Source organism: Cryobacterium sinapicolor (genome assembly GCF_004403465.1).
GTDB classification, from domain to species: Bacteria; Actinomycetota; Actinomycetes; order Actinomycetales; family Microbacteriaceae; genus Cryobacterium; species Cryobacterium sinapicolor.
On record NZ_SOGQ01000094.1, the window covers coordinates 1 to 1,703 of the forward strand.

The following is a 1,703-nucleotide window of genomic DNA, read 5'->3' on the forward strand; positions in this document are numbered from 1 at the left end:
CGTGAGGTTGTGGTCGCGCGCATATTTCCGCAAAGCCGCGAATGCTTCGTCCATGGTTAGCCCAGCGCTTTCCGAGACAACACCCTTGGCTTGCTCGATCAGAATTCGGCGAACCGGGCGACGAACTGCGTGACGGCGTTCGGCCAGGTAACGGTGTCCTCAAGGATCACTGAGCCCCCGCCCGACGTTTCCGTCCTGCCTCTTTGGGCGGTTTCCGCGAGTTAGAATACCTAAATTGCATTGTCCCGTGTAAGGCATGTGATCTCTGAGAGAGGACGCAATGACTTGGTTTTCAAAAGTCCTGGGCTCGCGCCTCGACGTCCGGACGACGTGATGAACGACAACAAGAACGATTTCGGGGTTGCTGAACCCCCGGATTTGTGTTCACCGTTTATAGACGACCTTGGCGTCACCGGTGTGTCAATCGCCGTTTTCGGTCCGAGGGGCGGTCAAACCACCATTTGTTCGAGCGATGCGGTCGCCGCGCGTATTGACGAATTGCAGTTCGATCTTGGCGAAGGCCCGCAGTGGGCCACACTCAAAACCGGTGTTCCTACGCTCGTGCCGGATGTTTCCACAGGAACCCATGATTCCTGGCCGATTTTTGCAGCTTCGATCGGTTCACTTCACGTGGGCGCGCTCTTCTCGTTCCCGTTACTTATGGGTGCAGTCACTGTTGGCGCCGTCGGTTTATACCGGCGAACTGCGGGCGCTTTGAGCCCGCAGCACATAGAGATCGCAGTGACCCTGGCGTCGGCCCTGACGGACGTTGCCGTGCGCCACGCCATCGCGGGTGCTGGCATTGAGGGCGCTGGAGAGTCGATGTTGACCCCGGCAATGAGGCGCGAGGTTCATCAGGCAACAGGGATGATCCTTGTGCAACTGGATACCACTGCTACCATCGCCTACTCGCGCCTGCAGGCCCACGCTTTTGCCAACGGTCGAACCGTTCAGGACATCGCCCGCGACGTCGTCAGTAGGCACTTGAGCTTCAAATCTCTCCCCGAATAGTTTCACTACCGAGAAATGAGTAAGCCATGGCTGACTTCACCCGCGAAGCGAAGCTGAATAGAGCGTTCGTCAAACTTACCGACACCCTCACGGATGATTTTGACGTCGTTGACCTTCTCCAAAACCTCGTGGAACAATGCTCGGACATTCTCGATACGCAGGCTGCGGGGCTCATGCTCCTCGATGGTTTGGGCGAGTTGCAGCTAGTGGCATCCACCAGTGAAGAAACGACTCTCGTAGAGGTGATGCAACTGAACGCGGGCGCCGGACCGTGTGTCGAGTGCTTTACCACCGGGAAACCGGTGACCGTTGGCGATATCGAACGTTCCGGGGATCGGTGGCCTGCCTTTCGTCTTGAGGCGATACGCCAGGGTTTCAAGTCCGTGCACGCGACGCCGATGCGTCTTCGAGGCCAAGTGCTTGGGGCCTTGAACATGTTCAGCATCCACGTGGGTGAACTGGTCGCCGCCGATGTCGCTGTTGCACAGGCCTTGGCCGACGTTGCCACCATCGGTCTCCTGCAGGAGCGAGGAAGCAGAGAGAAAACTCTCGTCGCGGCGCAGTTGCAACGAGCCCTGAGCTCCCGAATTCTGATCGAGCAAGCCAAGGGTGTTGTCTCGGAAAGCGCTGGGCTAACCATGGACGAAGCATTCGCGGCTTTGCGGAAATATGCGCGCGACCACAACCTCACG

General features: G+C 58.2%; 3 protein-coding genes. 2 read left to right on the plus strand and 1 reads right to left on the minus strand.

What is annotated here, in order from left to right; all coding sequences use genetic code 11:
• On the minus strand, nt 1-147 hold a 147-nt coding region (locus E3T28_RS16465; RefSeq protein WP_134433335.1), incomplete at its 3' end, for an ANTAR domain-containing protein.
• 186 nt (nt 148-333) lie between these two features.
• On the opposite strand from E3T28_RS16465, the gene E3T28_RS16470 reads away from it, so the two are divergent.
• Together E3T28_RS16470 and E3T28_RS16475 are read left to right on the plus strand one after the other, a co-directional pair.
• The gene (locus E3T28_RS16470) at nt 334-1,011 is read left to right on the plus strand and encodes a GAF and ANTAR domain-containing protein (RefSeq protein ID WP_134433331.1); all 678 of its coding nucleotides are present in this window, start codon (nt 334-336) and stop codon (nt 1,009-1,011) included.
• A gap of 26 nt (nt 1,012-1,037) precedes the next feature.
• Nucleotides 1,038-1,703 (plus strand): GAF and ANTAR domain-containing protein (locus E3T28_RS16475; protein ID WP_134433333.1); only part of this gene is annotated, 666 nt, incomplete at its 3' end.

Excerpts from the sequence above, each read along its gene's own strand:
- E3T28_RS16470 (WP_134433331.1), top strand. The coding sequence starts at position 334 with ATGAACGACAACAAGAACGATTTCGGGGTTGCTGAACCCCCGGATTTG.